Below are 17805 nucleotides of genomic sequence, written 5' to 3'. Positions count from 1 at the left end.
ACGACAAAAGAAACAGCACCATCTAATGAAGTAAAAACTACAGAAACAGCACAAGTAAACACTGTTCCTGAAAGTACAGTAGATTACTCAAGCTTAAACGATGGCGCAAAAGCACCTGTTGAATTTGTAGAACAATATTTACACTCATCAGATAAAGAAGGATTAGTCCGTAATCTATTATCTGAAACATATAAGGCACAAGATGTAGAAGGCATCTTAAGTAAGTTAAATGTTGATTATAATGCAGTATCAGCAGAAGATTTATTCCAAGATATCCTACGTGCAGGCATTGAGTATGCCAATGAACAAACATCTAAATATACAGTGTATGCGGTGCGTGCAGCACTTGATTCTACAGATGATACAGTGAACGATCCAGATACGACATCAAACTTAGATATTCCAAAAAATGCTTCAACACCTGAAGCAATTGGTGCGCTGAAAGCTAGTGCTTCAATTGATCCAGATAGAGGAATCATCATTACAGGTTACGGTAAAACTTATATTGGTCAAAAAGATGCACACTATGAATTTATTGCTAAACCAGATAGAGCACACAATTTAATGAACTTTGAGGTTAAATACTTCACAGATCCAGTCGGTACTGGACCATATCATACATTTGATTTAGGTGGTTTTACTTTTGGAGAAGGTTTCCAATTACCAGCAAATCAAGCACCTATCATAGGTACGTGGGCAGTAGTAGGCACTACGGTACCATTAAATAACAAAGCTGAAATAAAATTTGGGACAATTAAACCTGGTTATCCAGCGGGTTACGCTTTAGAAGGCAGACCATCGATTAATAGTGACGTATTTGCAAAAAATGGATATGGCCAAATTAAATTTAGTTTGCCAGTAAAAAACTGGAACGGCGACTTAAGTATTAACGGTTATCTTATGATGTATCCAAGTGGGGGCAGTTACAACTCAACACCAAACCCATATTCAACACAAAACTATTTTAATAAAAATATGGAAGTTGTTTTAGATGGTAATATCGACTTTAACATCAAACAAAAAGTTCAAACAATTGAGACTTCTATACCTTATGGTACGACATATGTATTAACTAAAGATGTACCGCTTGGAGAGCAAGTTACACTCAAAAGAGGGATCAAAGGGGTAGAAGAAAAGACTCAAACAACTTGGATGTATAAAAATATTGAATTAGGTACTAATATCACAGGTACTCGAGTTGCAACTCCGCCTGTTGATGAAATAGTCGGATTAGGGGTTTTCGATCCGAATGCAAATCAAAATGCAACGGTTTTACCACCAATTTTAGATCCTAAATTGTCAGGTACAAATCAAGTAACAGGTGAAACTACACCAAATGCTAATGTAACTATTACAGTTGGTTTGACTCAATATCAAACAACTGCTGATGGCAACGGTAAGTTTACACAAACATTAAATGTACCGTTAAAAGAGGGAGAAGTTATTTCAGCGACTGCCACATTAAACGGTAAAACAAGTTTACCAGGTAAAACCATCGTTCCTAGAGATGGACGTACACCTGAACTTGCTTATTCTAGCTTGAAAACAGAACAAAATGGTCAACCAGGTACTTTAGTAACAATTACTAATAAAGCAACTGGTGAAAAACTTGGTGAATTCTTTGTTCCAGATGGTGCGAAAGGTGAAAAAGGCGACAAAGGTGACAAGGGGGACAAAGGAGCCAAAGGTGATAAAGGTCTTCAAGGTCTACCAGGATTAGATGGATTAGACGGTAGAGATGGTTTAGATGGTAGAAATGGTCAAGATGGAAAATCTGTATTTATTAGGACAGCAGTGCAAAATCCAAACGGGGATACAGTTATTACTTTTAGTGATGGAAGAGTAGTAACTATTCCAAAAGGTGATAAAGGTGAAAAAGGTGATCCAGGCACTAGTATAACTATAGACAAAATTAATACATTACCAGATGGTACTAAAGAAGTCATTTTCAGCGATGGAAAATCTATTATTCTTCCAAAAGGTGATAAGGGAGATAAAGGCGATAAAGGTGATTCATTAAGAGTAAATAGTTATACAATAACTCCTGAAGGAACCATTGTTAAGTTTAGTGATGGATTTGAAGCACTAATTCCATCTGGGCCAAAAGGTGATACGGGTGCCACAGGTGCAACTGGAGCAACAGGTGCGAAAGGTGAAGATGGCAAATCTATCACAATCACATCAACAGAACCGCAAGCGAACGGTGATATCAAAGTCAACTTCAGTGACGGTAAATCCATCGTAGTACCAAAAGGTGCAAAAGGCGATAAAGGAGAAGATGCTGCACCGTTAACAGTTGTTAACGAAACAAAAGACGCAAACGGTAACACAGTGGTGCATTTCAGTGATGGCAAAACCGCTACAATCTCTAAAGGCGATACTGGCGCAACAGGTGCTGCAGGTAAAGACGCCGCACCATTAACAGTGACTGGCGAAGCTAAAGATGGCCAAGGCAATACTGTTGTTAGCTTCAGTGATGGATCACATGTAACCATTTCTAAAGGAGATAAAGGTGACACTGGAGCCCAAGGAGCTAAGGGAGACAAAGGTGATACAGGAGCAACAGGTGCAACCGGAGCACAGGGTGCGAAAGGTGAAGATGGTAAATCAATCACAATCACATCAACAGAACCACAAGCGAATGGTGATATCAAAGTCAACTTCAGTGACGGTAAATCCATCGTAGTACCAAAAGGTGCTAAGGGAGATAAAGGTGAAGATGCTGCACCGTTAACAGTTGTCAATGAAACAAAAGACGCTGCTGGTAACACAGTGGTCCACTTCAGCGACGGTAAAACAGCCACAATCTCTAAGGGAGATAAAGGTGATACGGGTGCACAAGGCGCGAAAGGTGAAACAGGCGCAACAGGAGCCGCAGGTAAAGACGCCGCACCATTGACAGTGACTGGTGAAACTAAAGATGGTCAAGGTAATACTGTCGTTAACTTTAGTGATGGATCACATGTAACGATTTCTAAAGGGGACAAAGGTGATACTGGAGCCCAAGGAGCTAAGGGTGACAAAGGTGATACAGGAGCAACAGGTGCAACTGGCGCACAAGGTGCGAAAGGTGAAGATGGCAAATCTATCACAATCACATCAACAGAACCACAAGCGAATGGTGATATCAAAGTCAACTTTAGCGATGGAAAATCCATCGTAGTACCAAAAGGTGCTAAGGGAGATAAAGGAGAAGATGCTGCGCCGTTAACAGTTGTTAAAGAAACAAAAGACGCAAACGGTAACACAGTGGTGCATTTCAGCGATGGTAAAACCGCTACAATCTCTAAAGGCGATACTGGCGCAACAGGTGCTGCAGGTAAAGACGCGGCACCATTAACAGTGACTGGCGAAGCTAAAGATGGCCAAGGCAATACTGTTGTTAGCTTCAGTGATGGATCACATGTAACCATTTCTAAAGGAGATAAAGGTGACACTGGAGCCCAAGGAGCTAAGGGAGACAAAGGTGATACGGGTGCACAAGGTGCGACTGGTGAAACAGGTGCTACCGGGGCTACTGGTGAGAAAGGTGAAAAAGGTGATTCAATTTCAATCACAAGTATCACACCACAAGCCAATGGTGATACAAAAGTAGTCTTCTCAGATGGTAAAGAATTAACAATTCCAAAAGGTGCGAAAGGTGACACAGGTGCAGCCGGCGCAGACGCTAAACCACTTACAGTAACTAGCACAACTAAAGATGCTGATGGTAATACAGTCATCCACTTCAGTGATGGTCAAACAGCGACTGTTTCTAAAGGGGACAAAGGTGAAACTGGTGCCACTGGTGAAAAAGGTGCAGATGGTACTTCAGTTACTATCACAAACACTGAAACAACACCAACTGGAGATACAAAAGTTACATTCAGTGATGGACATGTTATCACAATACCAAAAGGTAAAGATGGTCAATCTGTAACTGTAGAAAGTTCTGCTCCGGATAAAGACGGCAACACAGTTGTACACTTTAGTGATGGCAGCAACGTTACTATCCCTAAAGGAGATAAAGGTGATGCAGGTGCAGCTGGTAAAGATGCAGCGCCATTAACAGTCACAAAAACTGATAAAGATGCAGCTGGAAATACCGTTGTTCATTTCAGTGACGGTTCACAAGCAGTCATCTCTAAAGGAGATAAAGGCGATACAGGTGCGACAGGCGCAACTGGTGCTACTGGTGAAAAAGGCGAATCTGTTTCAATTAAGAGTATCGAACCACAAGCGAACGGTGATACAAAAGTCATCTTCTCAGATGATAAAGAATTAACAATTCCTAAAGGTGCGAAAGGTGACACAGGTGCAGCTGGTAAAGACGCTGAACCACTTACAGTAACTAGCACAACTAAAGATCCTGAAGGCAACACAGTTATCCACTTCAGCGACGGCCAAACAGCAACTGTCTCTAAAGGGGATAAAGGTGAAACAGGCGCAGCTGGAGCGAATGGTAAAGACGCAGCACCATTAACAGTAACTGGCGAAACTAAAGATGCGGCTGGCAATACAGTCGTTCACTTTAGTGATAACTCAACAGCGACTATCTCTAAAGGAGATAAAGGCGATACAGGTGCGACAGGTGAAAAAGGTGAATCTGTTTCAATTAAGAGTATCGAACCACAAGCCAATGGCGATACAAAAGTAGTCTTCTCAGATGGCAAAGAAGTAACAATTCCTAAAGGTGAAAAAGGCGATACAGGCGCAGCTGGCGCAGACGCTAAACCACTCACAGTTACAGAAACTACTAAAGATGAAGCGGGTAACACAGTTATTCACTTCAGTGATGGTCAAACAGCAACAGTCTCTAAAGGAGATAAAGGTGATACTGGTGCGAAAGGTGATACAGGTGCAGCTGGTAAAGATGGTACGTCTATCACAATCGCAAGTATCGAACCACAAGCAAACGGAGATACAAAAGTGACTTTCTCTGATGGTCAATCTATCACAGTGCCAAAAGGTAAAGATGGTACATCAGTGACAATCACAAAAACTGAAACATTACCAAATGGTAATAAACAAGTGACATTCTCAGACGGTAAAACACTTGAAATTCCTAAAGGGGATAAAGGTGATACAGGTGCTTCAGGTGAAAAAGGCGCAGACGGTACTTCAGTGACTGTTCAAAGCTCTGAACAAACACCAGATGGCACAAAAGTTACATTTAGTGATGGTAAATCAATTACAGTTCCTAACGGTAAAGATGGCGCATCTATTACAGTAAAATCATCTGAACCAAATGCGGATGGTGATACAGTTGTAACATTCAGTGATGGTTCACAAGTTGTGGTTCCTAAAGGCGAGAAAGGCGACACAGGTGCTCAAGGTGAAGCTGGTAAAGATGGTGCTTCAATCACTATCACAGGTACAGAAACTACACCTGAAGGTAATACGAAAGTTAACTTCTCAGATGGTCACTCTATTACAATCAACAAAGGCGACAAAGGTGAAACTGGCGCAACCGGTGTAGATGGTAAAGATGGTAAATCAATCACAATTACTTCAAGTAAAGTGCTTGATAATGGTGATAATGAAGTAACATTCTCAGATGGAACTAAGATTACAATCCCTAAAGGTGCGAAAGGTGATGCAGGTGACTCAATCACAGTTCAAGGTACAAAACCATTAGAAAATGGCGATATCGAAGTAACATTCTCAGATGGCACAAAAGTGACTATTCCAAAAGGTGCTAAAGGGGACAAAGGTGAAACTGGTGCACAAGGTGAAAAAGGCGCAGATGCTGCACCGTTAACTGTTCAAAGTACTGAAAAAGATAAAGATGGCAACACAGTCATCCACTTCAGCGATGGCGGAACTGCGACAATCTCTAAAGGAGATAAAGGTGAAGCTGGTGAAAAAGGTGCAGACGGTACTTCAGTAACTGTTGATCAAATCAATAAATTACCAAATGGTGATTCTGAAGTTGTCTTCAGCGATGGTAAAAAAGTAACAATCCCTAAAGGCGACAAAGGTGATGCTGGACAAGATGCTAAACCTCTTACAGTTACAGGTTCTGAAAAAGATGCGGATGGCAATACCGTGATTCACTTCAGCGACGGTAGCACTGCCACTGTTTCTAAAGGGGATAAAGGTGATACTGGCGCAGCGGGTGTTGACGGAAAAGATGGTCAATCTATTACAGTTCAAAACGTTGCTCCAGATAAAGATGGCAATACAGAAGTCACATTCTCAGACGGATCTAAAGTTGTCATCCCGAAAGCTAAAGACGGCGTAGATGGTAAAGACGGTAAAGCAATCACAATTACCGCTACTGAAACAACACCAGAAGGTAATTCGAAAGTGACATTCTCTGATGGTACATCTATCACGATTGCGAAAGGTGAAAAAGGCGACAAAGGTGAAGCTGGTAAAGACGCAGCCCCACTTACAGTCACTGGTACATCTCAAGATCCTGACGGTAATACAATCTTAGACTTCAGCGATGGTTCACATGCGACAATTCCAAAAGCCAAAGATGGTGTGAATGGTAAAGATGGTCAATCAATCACAATCACTGAAACAGCTGTTCAACCAGATGGTTCAACAAAACTTACATTCAGTGATGGTCATGATGTCATCATTCCTAAAGGTGAAAAAGGAGATAAAGGTGACCCAGGTACTTCAATCACAATTACAAGTACTGAAACAACACCAGAAGGCGCTACAAAAGTCACATTCTCTGACGGTAAAGTCATCACAATTCCTAAAGGTGCTGATGGTCAATCTGTAACGGTAGATAGTTCAAAACCTGATGCAGATGGCAACACAGTTGTGACATTCTCAGATGGTAAAACAGTCACAATTCCAAAAGGAGATAAAGGTGATACAGGTGCAGCTGGTAAAGACGCGGCTCCATTAACAATCACAGGTTCAACACAAACACCAGAAGGCAATACTGAAGTGACATTCAGCGACGGTTCTAAAGTTGTCATCCCGAAAGCAAAAGACGGCGTGGATGGTAAAGATGGTCAATCAATTACAGTCACTGGCAGCGAAGTTCAACCTGACGGTTCTACAAAAGTCACATTCAGTGATGGACGTGAAATTGTGATTCCTAAAGGAGAAAAAGGCGACAAAGGTGATGCAGGTCAAGATGGTAAATCTATTACTGTAGAAAACTCTGCTCCTGATGCAGATGGTAATACAGTGGTTAACTTCTCAGACGGATCTAAAGTCGTGATTCCGAAAGCGAAAGACGGCGTGGATGGTAAAGACGGAAAATCTATTACAGTCCAAAGCACTGAAAAAACACCAGAGGGCGATACGAAAGTCACATTCTCAGATGGTACTACAGTCACAATCGCAAAAGGTGAAAAAGGTGACACAGGTGCAGCTGGTGTTGATGGACAAAATGGTAAAGACGGTCAATCTATTACTGTACAAAGCGTTCAACCTGATAAAGATGGCAATACAGAAGTGACATTCTCAGACGGATCTAAAGTTGTCATTCCGAAAGCGAAAGATGGCGTAAATGGTACGGATGGTAAATCAGTTACAGTTACAGGAACTGCTGTTCAACCAGACGGATCAACGAAAGTGACATTCAGTGATGGCCATGAAGTCATTATTCCTAAAGGAGAAAAAGGCGATAAAGGTGACGCTGGACAAAATGGTGCAGATGGTCAATCAATCACAGTCGCTAAAGTAGAACCGCAACCAGATGGTTCAACTAAAGTAATATTTAGTGACGGTAAAGAAGTTACTATTCCTAAAGGAGAAAAAGGAGATGCCGGGGTTCAAGGTGAAGCAGGTAAAGATGCAACACCATTAACAGTTACAGGATCTACACAAACTCCAGATGGTAACACTGAAGTGACATTCTCAGACGGCACTAAAGTTGTGATTCCTAAAGGTGCGAAAGGTGATAAAGGCGATACTGGTGAAACAGGTGCCGCAGGTCAATCAATTACAGTTCAAGGCACTGAAAAAACACCAGAAGGCGATACAAAAGTAACATTCTCAGATGGTACTACAGTCACAATCGCAAAAGGTGAAAAAGGTGACACAGGTGCCCAAGGCGCCGCAGGACAAGACGGTAAAGATGGCCAATCAATTACAGTCGCTAAAGTAGAACCACAAGAAAATGGTGATACAAAAGTTACATTTAGTGATGGTAAAGAAGTTACTATTCCTAAAGGTGAAAAAGGCGATAAAGGTGATACTGGTGCGAATGGTGCAGACGGAACATCCGTGACAGTTAAATCTTCTGAAGTTCAACCAGATGGCAGCACGAAAGTTGTCTTCTCAGATGGCCATGAAGTAACAATCCCTAAAGCACAAGACGGTAAATCAATTACAGTTGATAAAACTGCCCCTGATGCTGAAGGAAATATTGTTGTGACATTCTCAGATGGTTCATCAGTCACAATTCCAAAAGGTGATAAAGGTGATACTGGTGCACAAGGTGAAGCAGGTAAAGATGCGACACCATTAACAGTTACAGGTTCAACGCAAACACCTGATGGCAATACTGAAGTGACATTCAGTGACGGATCTAAAGTCGTTATTCCAAAAGCGAAAGATGGCGCAGACGGTAAGTCTATTACGGTTCAAGGCACTGAAAAAACACCAGAAGGCGATACAAAAGTAACGTTCTCAGATGGTACTTCAATCACAATCGCAAAAGGCGATAAAGGTGACGCAGGTGCACAAGGTGAAGCAGGTCAAAACGGTGCGGACGGTAAATCAATTACGGTTCAAAGTGTTCAACCTGATAAAGATGGCAACACAGAAATCACATTCAATGATGGATCTAAAGTTGTTATTCCAAAAGCGAAAGACGGCGTGGACGGTAAGTCAATCACAATTACTGAAACAGCTGTTCAACCAGATGGTTCAACAAAAGTAACATTCAGCGATGGTCACGAAGTTGTTATCCCTAAAGGCGAAAAAGGCGATGCTGGACAAAATGGTGCAGACGGTCAATCAGTCACAGTCGCAAAAGTAGAGCCACAACCAAATGGCGATACAAAAGTCACATTTAGTGATGGTAAAGAACTTACTATTCCTAAAGGAGAAAAAGGCGACAAAGGTGATACTGGTGCGAATGGCGCAGACGGTCAATCCGTGACAGTTAAATCTTCTGAAGTCCAACCAGATGGCAACACAAAAGTAGTCTTCTCAGACGGACATGAAGTGACTATTCCAAAAGCACAAGATGGTAAATCAATTACAGTTGAAAAAACTGAACCAGATGCGGATGGTAATACAGTTGTGACATTTAGTGATGGCTCAACAGTCACAATACCTAAAGGTGCGAAAGGTGATACTGGCGCACAAGGTGAAGCAGGTCAAAATGGTGTAGACGGCAAATCAATCACAATTACTGAAACAGCTGTTCAACCAGACGGATCAACAAAAGTGACATTCAGTGATGGTCATGAAGTTGTCATTCCTAAAGGTGCTAAAGGAGATGCTGGCGAAGCAGGTCAATCAGTTACAGTCGCAAAAGTAGAGCCACAACCAAATGGTGATACGAAAGTCACATTTAGTGATGGTAAAGAACTTACTATTCCTAAAGGAGAAAAAGGTGACGCAGGTGCGAATGGTCAATCTGTAACTGTTCAATCAACAGCTCCAGATGCGGATGGTAACACAGTTATCACATTCAGCGATGGTACTAAAGTTGTTGTTCCTAAAGGTGCGAAAGGTGATAAAGGTGACACTGGAGAAGCGGGTCAAAACGGCTTAAATGGTCAATCTATCACAGTTCAAGGCACAGAAAAAACACCAGAAGGCGATACAAAAGTTACATTCTCTGATGGCACTACAGTCACAATCGCAAAAGGCGATAAAGGAGATAAAGGTGATTCAGTCACAGTCGCGAAAGTAGAACCACAACCAAATGGTGATACAAAAGTTACATTCTCTGACGGTAAAGAAGTTACAATTCCTAAAGGCGAAAAAGGCGACAAAGGTGATACTGGAGCACAAGGTGAAGCGGGTCAAAATGGCGCAGATGCGAAACCATTAACAATCACAGGCTCTACACAAACACCTGAGGGTAATACTGAAGTGACATTCTCAGATGGTACAAAAGTCACAATTCCAAAAGCACAAGATGGTAAATCAATTACAGTTGAAAAAACTGAACCAGACGCTGATGGCAACACAGTTGTGACATTCTCTGATGGCAGCACAATCACTATTCCAAAAGGAACAAAAGGTGATAAAGGCGATACTGGAGAAACAGGTGCTGCAGGTCAATCAGTTACAGTTGCGAAAGTAGAACCGCAACCAAACGGCGATACAAAAGTAACGTTCTCAGATGGTAAAGAAGTTGTGATTCCTAAAGGAGAAAAAGGCGACAAAGGTGATACTGGTGTACAAGGTGAAGCTGGACAAAATGGTGCGGACGGTAAATCAATTACTGTTCAAAGTACAACGCCTGACGCTGACGGTAATACAGTAGTGACTTTCTCTGACGGTTCAAAAGTTGTACTTCCAAAAGCCAAAGACGGTAAAGATGGTACATCAGTTACAGTTCAAAGCACAGAAACAACACCAGAAGGTAATACGAAAGTTACATTCTCTGATGGACATGAAATCACAATCGCAAAAGGCGATAAAGGTGATAAAGGCGATTCAGTTACAGTTGCGAAAGTAGAACCGCAACCAAATGGTGATACAAAAGTTACATTCTCTGACGGTAAAGAAATTGTCATTCCTAAAGGAGAAAAAGGTGACCCAGGTAAAGACGGTGTAGATGGTAAAGATGCAGCACCATTAACAGTTACAAGCACTGAAAAAGATGCGGACGGCAACACTATTATTCACTTCAGTGATGGCGGTACAGCAGTTATCTCTAAAGGCGATAAAGGTGCAGATGGTCAATCTATTACAGTTCAAAACGTTGCGCCAGATAAAGATGGTAATACAGAAGTAACGTTCTCAGATGGCTCTAAAGTGACAATTCCTAAAGCGAAAGATGGCGTAGATGGTAAGTCAGTTACTATTACTGGTAACGAAACATTACCAAGCGGTGATATCAAAGTTACATTCAGTGATGGACATGAAATCATCATTCCTAAAGGCGCTAAAGGAGATACAGGCGCATCAGTTACTGTAGTTAAAACAACGAAAGATCCAGATGGCAACACTGTAGTTAACTTCAGTGATGGCAGCAGCGTCACAATCCCTAAAGGAGATAAAGGCGACAAAGGTGCAGACGGTACATCAGTGACTATTACAGGCACAGAAGTACAACCTGACGGTTCAACTAAAGTAACGTTCTCAGATGGTCGTGAAATCAACATTCCTAAAGGATTAGACGGTAAATCTGTCACAATTACTAAAGCTGAACCAGATGCTGATGGCAACACAGTGATTGACTTCAGTGATGGTTCGAAAGTTACTGTGCCGAAAGGTAAAGATGGTGTAGACGGTAAATCAATTACTATCACAAATACTGAAAACTTACCTAATGGCGATGTTAAAGTGACATTCAGCGATGGACACGAAGTTGTAATACCTAAAGGTGCTAAAGGAGATAAAGGTGAAGATGGACAATCTATCACAATTACTTCTTCTACAGTTCAACCAGATGGTAATACGAAAGTAGTCTTCAGCGATGGACATGAAATTGTCGTTCCAAAAGGCCAAGATGGTAAATCAATCTCTATTACTTCAACAACGAAAGATCCTAATGGAAATACAGTTGTAGAATTTAGCGATGGTACTTCAGTTACAATCTCAAAAGGAGATAAAGGTGACCAAGGTTTACCTGGTAAAGACGGTGCAGACGGAAAATCAGTTACAGTAACAGGTCAAACAATCGACCCTGACGGCAATACAAAAGTAACATTCAGTGACGGCAACACAATCACAGTACCGAAAGGCAAAGACGGAACTTCAGTTACAGTCAAAGATTCACATCCAGATGCAGATGGTAATACCGTTGTAGAATTCAGTGATGGTTCAACAGCTACAATTGCGAAAGGCAAAGACGGTCGCGATGGTAAAGATGGCCGTGACGGAGTAGACGGTAAATCAATCACAGTAACAGGGCAAACAATTGATCCGAACGGCAACACAGTAGTGACATTCAGCGATGGTAATTCAATTACAGTACCAAAAGGTAAAGATGGCACTTCAGTTACAGTCAAAGATTCACATCCAGACGCAGATGGTAATACCGTTGTAGAATTCAGTGATGGTTCAACAGCTACAATTGCGAAAGGCAAAGATGGTCGCGATGGTAAAGATGGCCGTGACGGAGTAGACGGTAAATCAATCACAGTAACGGGTCAAACAATCGATCCGAATGGCAATACAGTAGTGACATTCAGCGATGGCAACTCAATTACAGTACCGAAAGGCAAAGACGGCATTTCAGTTACAGTCAAAGGTACAAGCCAAGATCCAAACGGTAATACAGTAATCGAATTCAGTGATGGCTCTAAAGTAACTGTTCAACGCGGTAAAGATGGCCGTGACGGAAAAGACGGTAAATCAATCACGGTGACAGGCCAAACAATCGATCCGAACGGCAACACAGTAGTGACATTCAGTGACGATAATTCAATTACAGTACCAAAAGGTAAAGATGGCACTTCAGTTACAGTCAAAGATTCACATCCAGATGCAGATGGTAATACAGTGATTGAATTTAGTGATGGCTCTAAAGTAACTGTTCAACGCGGTAAAGATGGCCGTGACGGAAAAGACGGTAAATCAATCACGGTGACAGGCCAAACAATCGATCCGAATGGTAACACAGTAGTGACATTCAGTGACGGCAACTCAATTACAGTACCGAAAGGCAAAGACGGAACTTCGGTTACAGTCAAAGGTACAAGCCAAGATCCAAACGGTAATACAGTAATTGAATTCAGTGATGGCTCTAAAGTAACTGTTCAACGCGGTAAAGATGGCCGTGACGGAGTAGACGGTAAATCAATCACAGTGACAGGTCAAACAATCGATCCGAATGGTAACACAGTAGTGACATTCAGCGATGGTAATTCAATTACAGTACCGAAAGGTAAAGACGGCATTTCAGTTACAGTTAAAGGTACAAGCCAAGATCCAAACGGTAATACAGTAATTGAATTCAGTGATGGATCAAGAATCACTATTCAAAAAGGAAATGATGGTAGAGATGGTCGAGATGGACGTGACGGCAGAGATGGACGTGACGGCAGAGATGCTCAACCAACACAACCGATATATATCATCAATAACTACATTGATAATGATAATACGAATGTGATTATCTTTAGCGATGGTCAACGTGTTGATATTCCTTGTGATGCGAACGGTAATGCGGTTGTGATTATTGGATATAATCATGATGTGAAAGGTAATGTAATATTACAATGTGCAGATAATACAAGAATTATCGTACCTTGCAGAAAACCAGACACACCAAAAGTGACAATTCCAATGATTCCATTGGTTCCAGCACAACACAATACTGTGACACCACCAGTACCGACACCAGTGCCAACACCGACACCGGTACCAGTACCAAATACGGTACCAGTACCGAATACAGTACCAGTACCGAATACAGTACCGGTGCCAAATACAGTACCAGTACAAAATACAGTACCAGTACCGAATACGGTACCAGTACCAAATACAACACCAGATACAGTTACACCAAGTGGAAACAATGGTACACCAACATCGGATACTCATGGTTATACTGGATTCATTAATGTAAATAATGATCATGGTCATAAATTCGTAGGTAAACAAACTACGCATAAAGTGGTTTATCATAATGTAGAACAACCACAACCAAAAGTAACAACAAAACCTAAACAAACAGCTAAAGCTTTACCTGAAACAGGTTCAGACGATACAGCAGCATTAGTTTATGGTGCAATTATGGCTGGTTTAGGTGCAACAACAGTACTTGGATCAAGACGTCGTAAAGAAGAAGAATAAGATTAAGTTCTAAGTATGTAAGAACCGGGCTTCGGCCTGGTTCTTTTTATTGCGAGTAATGTAATCGCTTTCTTATTTTAGATTTTTTGAATTGAATAAATTTATCTAAATTTCTGAAAAATAATGTTGACTTTTTCTGTCAGACTTTGTAATATATGGAATATAAATGAATTGAATAAAACTATCTTATCCAGAGAGGCGGAGGGACAGGCCCTGCGAAGCCTCGGCAACAGGATTAATTATGAAGATTAATTACTGTGCCAATTCCTACAGTAGAACACTGTGAAGATGAGACGAGCCGATATATGTATCCCGAGGACTTGTTTCATTAGTCCTCGGGAGTTTCTTTTTATAGAGTTATCTCAAAATAGTTAACATTCATTTATTTCAAATTATTAAGGGGGATTTACCTATGATTGAGTTCAAGGATGTCAATAAAACATTCCGTAAACGCTCAACGGAAATTCAGGCTTTGAAAGATGTCAGCTTTACTGTAGAACGCCAAGAAATATTCGGTGTCATCGGGTATAGCGGTGCTGGTAAAAGTACGTTAATCCGATTAGTCAATAAGCTTGAAAATGTGACATCAGGAAACATTATTGTGGATGGTCATGACATCAATCAATACAGCAAAAAAGAATTGCGTAAAGTGAAGAAAAATATAGGCATGATTTTCCAGCATTTCAATTTATTAAATTCTAAGACAGTATTCAATAATGTTGCGATGCCGCTCATCCTTGAAGGCAAGGAAAAGTCATACATAAAAGAGAAAGTTGACGAAATGCTTGAGTTCGTAGGTCTAGGAGATAAAGGTTCACAGTATCCTAATGAGTTATCGGGTGGTCAAAAACAAAGAGTTGCGATTGCGAGAGCTTTGGTTACTGATCCTAAAATCTTGTTATGTGATGAAGCAACAAGTGCTTTAGACCCAGCAACAACAGATTCAATCTTGCGATTGTTGAAGAAGGTCAATCGAACATTTGACGTTACCATTTTATTGATTACCCATGAAATGGGCGTGATTCAACAAATCTGCGATAAAGTTGCGGTTATGGAGCAAGGCAGTGTCATCGAAATCGGCAGTGTATTAGAGGTGTTCAGTCATCCTAAGACGAAAACTGCGAAAAGCTTCGTTTCTACAGTTATCAGTACAGATATTAGTGATAAGATGATTCATCAATTACCAACTGACGCAGATTATGTGGACGTCAAAGTTTATCTAGAAGGTTCACAAATTGGGTTGTCAGTGATTCAAACATTAATTAAAGACTTCAATTTAGATGTGAATGTTATTTATGCATCGATGTCAGATATTCAAGATACTTCAGTCGGTTATTTAACACTTCGTATCAAAGGATCAAATGAAAGTAAGCAACGTGCATTTGATTATATGAAACAAAGTCATATTGAATTTGAGGAGGTCGTATAACATGCTTGGATCTACATTAGATTCGTCTCAATTAATGGAGGCGTTATATCAAACGTTATTGATGGTCTCTATTTCATTAGTAATCGGTTCTTTAATCGGTATTCCGCTTGGTGTACTACTTGTAGTCACTAAGAAAGATGGTATATGGGAAAATGTGGTGATTTATCATATTCTCAACCCTGTCATCAACGTATTGCGTTCGGTACCCTTCATTATTTTATTAATTGCGATTGTGCCATTCACAAAATTAGTGGTAGGTACATCAATTGGGACAGCCGCTGCAATCGTACCGTTAACAGTTTATGTCGCACCTTATATTGCGAGATTGGTTGAAAACTCATTATTAGAAGTGAATTCAGGTGTGATTGAAGCAGCAAATGCGATGGGTGCATCACCGCTTCAAATCATCCGTTACTTCTTATTACCTGAAGCATTAGGTTCATTGATTTTAGCATTAACAACAGCAATTATCGGTTTAATCGGAGCAACTGCCATGGCCGGCGCTGTCGGCGGAGGCGGTATTGGTGACCTGGCACTTGCTTATGGTTATCAACGTTTCGACACAATCGTCATTGTGATTACAGTAGTCATTTTAGTTATTATGGTTCAGCTGATTCAATCTTTAGGGAATGTCTTGGCTAAGAAAATTCGTAGAAATTAAACAAGTAAAGGGGAAGTCATTGAATGAAGAAATTATTAGTATTAGCAATCGCATTTGTGGTTCTTTTAGCTGCATGCGGTAAGAAAGATGATAGTAAAACAGTTACAGTCGGTGTAGCATCTAACGAAACAAAAGTATGGGATAAAGTTGCAGAACTTGCGAAAAAAGATGGTATTACAGTGAAAGTTAAACAATTCTCTGATTACAATGTACCAAACAAGGCGCTAAACGATGGGGATATCGAAATGAACGCATTCCAACACTTTGCATTCTTAGATCAATATGAAAAAGCGAATAAAGGTACAAAAATCACACCGATTCGTACGACAGTATTTGCGCCATTAGGTATCTATTCTAAAAAGATTAAAGACATTAAAGACTTAAAAGACGGTGCGAAAGTTATCATTCCAAACGATGTTTCTAACCAAGCACGTGCATTAAAATTATTAGAAAAAGCAGGTTACATCAAACTTTCTAAAGACTTCGGTTTAAAAGGCGGCATTAAAGATATCGAAGAAAACAAAAAGAATTTAGATATCAAAGCAGTAGATGCACAACAAACAGCACGTGCATTAGACGATGTAGATATTTCAGTTATCAACAACGGCGTAGCAACTAAAGCAGGTTTAGATGCGAAGAAAGATCCAATCTACTTAGAAAAAGATGATACAAAAGCATCACAACCATACATCAACATTATTGCAGTAAACTCTAAAGACAAAGACGATAAAACATTGAAAAAAGTTGCGGCACTTTATCATTCTAAAGAAGCTCAAAAAGCTTTAAAAGAAGAAGTTAAAGATGGCGAAATCGTGGTTGATTTAAAACAAGATGAAATCAAAAAAATTCAAGACAGCTTAAAATAATAACACAGCTATCATTTAAATGGCCGGCAAATCTTCTAGGTTTGTCGGCTAATTTTATGTGACGAATGCAGACTTCATCAACTTGTATGTATTATCAGCCGGCAAAGTGTGGGTACTGACAAAAGGGGGTAAAGAGTTAGTGCTAGAAAATCACATTCACTTAGGAGTGATTATCGATGGAAGTATTATATTATGGAGACCATGAAGAACAATTAATTGATGTTTATGCATCAAATGATAAAAATGGAGAACATGCTGATAAATGGATTGTGTTAGTTCATGGTGGTTATTGGCGCCAAAAATTTGATCGTTCTTTAAATGATAAAATGATTGAAGTTTTAACAAATAAAGGCTACAATGTCGCAAATGTTGAATATCGTCGTGGAGAACATAAATGGCCTACACCAGAAGAGGACGTTAAAAAAGCAGTTCAAACATTTAGGAATTCTGAATTTGTAGGTGAAGGTCAATCATTGATTCTTATAGGACATTCAGTGGGTGGACAACTCGTATTGAATAATGAAGATGAAGCGGATAGAATTGTCGCATTATCACCTGTTACTGATGTACCATATACAAAAGCAAAAGAATTAGGACGAAACGCAGCAGAAGAATATTTTGGTGATGTTTCAGAAGATATATTATATGCGGCATCACCCATTTCACGTTTGCCATTGAATACTAAAACATTAATCATTCATGGTTTTGATGATACACAAGTAGAGATTGATACAACGATTGATTATGTGACAAAAAATACTGAAAACACGATTGATTTATATGCATTTTCAAGTTTAGCTCATATGGATAACATTGAACCTGAAGGCAGACACTTTGACTTGATGTTAGAATGGGTTGATCAAGAACAAGAAAATGAAGAGAATTAAATAACTCTAAGGAAACTATAATAGTAAAACACATTGGGAATGGAGCAATCCATTCTTTTTTTATATTGTAACGTTATTTGT

At 40.3% G+C, this 17805-nt stretch carries 5 protein-coding genes and 1 riboswitch; all 5 genes read left to right on the top strand.

The window, feature by feature from the left end; translation table 11 throughout:
- Positions 1–564 precede the first annotated feature (564 nt).
- The 5 genes from KRR19_RS04125 to KRR19_RS04105 all read left to right on the top strand — a co-directional run bounded on the left by KRR19_RS04125 (position 565) and on the right by KRR19_RS04105 (position 17724).
- A complete protein-coding gene (locus KRR19_RS04125) occupies positions 565–13881 on the top strand; it encodes an LPXTG cell wall anchor domain-containing protein (protein ID WP_483316484.1) in 13317 nt (4438 codons plus the stop codon).
- Positions 13882–14064: 183 nt separating this feature from the next.
- A riboswitch (SAM riboswitch) is annotated at positions 14065–14176 on the top strand.
- A 117-nt stretch (positions 14177–14293) separates the two neighbouring features.
- On the top strand, positions 14294–15310 hold the full coding sequence (locus KRR19_RS04120) for a methionine ABC transporter ATP-binding protein (RefSeq protein WP_002480034.1): 1017 nt from the start codon (positions 14294–14296) through the stop codon (positions 15308–15310).
- Position 15311: 1 nt separating this feature from the next.
- Positions 15312–15971 carry a methionine ABC transporter permease gene (locus KRR19_RS04115; protein ID WP_002480033.1) on the top strand — a complete coding sequence of 220 codons (660 nt, stop codon included), beginning with the start codon at positions 15312–15314 and terminating at the stop codon, positions 15969–15971.
- Positions 15972–15994: 23 nt separating this feature from the next.
- Complete coding sequence (gmpC, locus tag KRR19_RS04110) at positions 15995–16837, top strand: dipeptide ABC transporter glycylmethionine-binding lipoprotein (RefSeq protein WP_002480032.1); 843 nt, start codon at positions 15995–15997, stop codon at positions 16835–16837.
- A 176-nt stretch (positions 16838–17013) separates the two neighbouring features.
- Complete coding sequence (locus KRR19_RS04105) at positions 17014–17724, top strand: alpha/beta hydrolase family protein (RefSeq protein ID WP_002480031.1); 711 nt, start codon at positions 17014–17016, stop codon at positions 17722–17724.
- Positions 17725–17805 lie beyond the last annotated feature (81 nt).

The organism is Staphylococcus sp. CWZ226, assembly GCF_018986355.1.
Taxonomy (GTDB): domain Bacteria; phylum Bacillota; class Bacilli; order Staphylococcales; family Staphylococcaceae; genus Staphylococcus; species Staphylococcus simulans.
This window is presented reverse-complemented; position numbering and strand designations above follow the sequence as displayed.

Coding starts and splice junctions, on each gene's coding strand:
- KRR19_RS04105 (WP_002480031.1), top strand. CDS start 17,014: ATGGAAGTATTATATTATGGAGACCATGAAGAACAATTAATTGATGTT.
- KRR19_RS04125 (WP_483316484.1), top strand. CDS start 565: ATGAACTTTGAGGTTAAATACTTCACAGATCCAGTCGGTACTGGACCA.
- KRR19_RS04120 (WP_002480034.1), top strand. CDS start 14,294: ATGATTGAGTTCAAGGATGTCAATAAAACATTCCGTAAACGCTCAACG.
- KRR19_RS04115 (WP_002480033.1), top strand. CDS start 15,312: ATGCTTGGATCTACATTAGATTCGTCTCAATTAATGGAGGCGTTATAT.
- gmpC (WP_002480032.1), top strand. CDS start 15,995: ATGAAGAAATTATTAGTATTAGCAATCGCATTTGTGGTTCTTTTAGCT.